The following is a 1,596-nucleotide window of genomic DNA, read 5'->3' as shown; positions in this document are numbered from 1 at the left end:
TTGGAACCACGCATGGGGCGCCGCGCCGGCGAACCTGCTGCCGCGACACGTGCTCGGGGCGCAGCCGCGAACCCCAGGCTGGACCACCGCCACGATTCGACCCTGCCCAGCTGATATAGAATCGGCCCGCGGCAAGGTCCCAACGCCGCGGGGGCCGATTAAAATTGACTGGACGAACGGAGAGGCCTTCAATCTATCGTTGTCCTTGCCCGACGGCATGTCAGCCGTGGTAGAACTACCAGCCCCCGATGGCTCCACCGGCGTCTTCGCTGACGGAACGGCAATGGCCGCGACCAAACGCGGCGACCGATGGCATGTCGATGGAGAAGTCACGGGATCCGTCCGTTTCGAAGTGAAGTAAACGTCTAGAGAAGGATCACAATGTCGCGTCGAATTCTGGCTTGTTGTCTGACCGTCACCGCTTTTTGCGTCCACTCGTTTGCGGCGGAGCGTCGTCTGCCGGACATCGTGGTCTATTTGGCAGACGATCTTTCCGCACTCGACCTGCCGATCTACGGCGGGACGAACATCAAGACGCCGGCGATCGATGCTTTGGCCGCCGATGGAATGACCTTCGATCGCGCGTTCGTGGCGAGTCCGGCGTGTGCCCCCAGTCGAGCCGCCTTGCTCACCGGGTTGATGCCGGCCAGGAATGGTGCCGAAGAAAATCACACGTATCCGCATGAGGGGACCGTTCGTCTGCCACGGCTGCTTGGTCAACTCGGATACCAGACCGCAGCGTTCGGAAAGGTCGCCCATTCAAAAAGTGCGAAGAATTACGGGTTCGACACCATCGAGCTGAAGAAAGACATTCCCGAGCTGCACAAAACGGTAAAGAAATTTCTGGTCAACCGAAACGACACGAGACCACTGGCATTGTTCGTGGGTGTTTCCAATCCGCACGTGCCCTGGCCGTTTGAATCAACCGTCGATCCGGTCTCGATGACGTTGCCACCGAAGCTGTTGGACACCCCGCAAACGCGAGTCCAGCGGTCGCGTTATCTGCAGGAGGTCAAAGATCTGGATGCCTACCTGGGCGAGGTCCGGGCGTTGACCGACGAACACCTGGCGGAAGACAAAGTGTTTGTGTTCTCCAGCGATCATGGTGCGCAATTCCCCTTCGGCAAGTGGACGCTGTACGACGAAGGCATCCGCGTGCCATTGATTGTCGCTCGTCCGGGCACGATCCAAAAGGAAAGCCGAACGGACGCGATGGTCAGCTGGATCGACATCTTCCCGACGCTGATTGACATCGCCGGCGGAGCCATCCCCGACGATCTCGACGGACGTTCGTTCGCGGCGGTCCTTCGTGGGGACACTGATTCACATCGCAAACGCATCTTCACGACGCACAGCGGCGACCGGATGATGAATGTCTATCTGAGTCGCGCGCTTCGCACCGATCGATACAAACTGATTTGGAATCCGCATCCCGAGTTCGCGTTCACCACCCACATCGATCTGCTGCTCCGCGAAACCTCGGGCGACTACTTCAAAGAGTGGACCGAGGCGGCCAAGACGAACTCGCGGGCTGCTGAGGTGGTTGCTCGACACCACGGCCGTCCCGAATACGAATTATTTGATTTGCAGCAAGAT

2 protein-coding genes are annotated in these 1,596 nt (G+C 59.2%); both read left to right on the top strand.

Going from position 1 to position 1,596, the window contains the following annotated elements:
* Window positions 1–361: alpha-L-rhamnosidase C-terminal domain-containing protein (locus ABX749_RS32270; RefSeq protein WP_372899657.1), on the top strand; the 361-nt coding region annotated here is incomplete at its 5' end.
* 20 nt (window positions 362–381) lie between these two features.
* On the top strand, window positions 382–1,596 hold a 1,215-nt coding region (locus ABX749_RS32265; RefSeq protein WP_372899656.1), incomplete at its 3' end, for a sulfatase.

Origin of the sequence: Stieleria sp. (assembly GCF_041595215.1) — a bacterium.
Taxonomy (GTDB): Bacteria; Planctomycetota; Planctomycetia; order Pirellulales; family Pirellulaceae; genus Stieleria; species Stieleria magnilauensis.
This window is presented reverse-complemented; position numbering and strand designations above follow the sequence as displayed.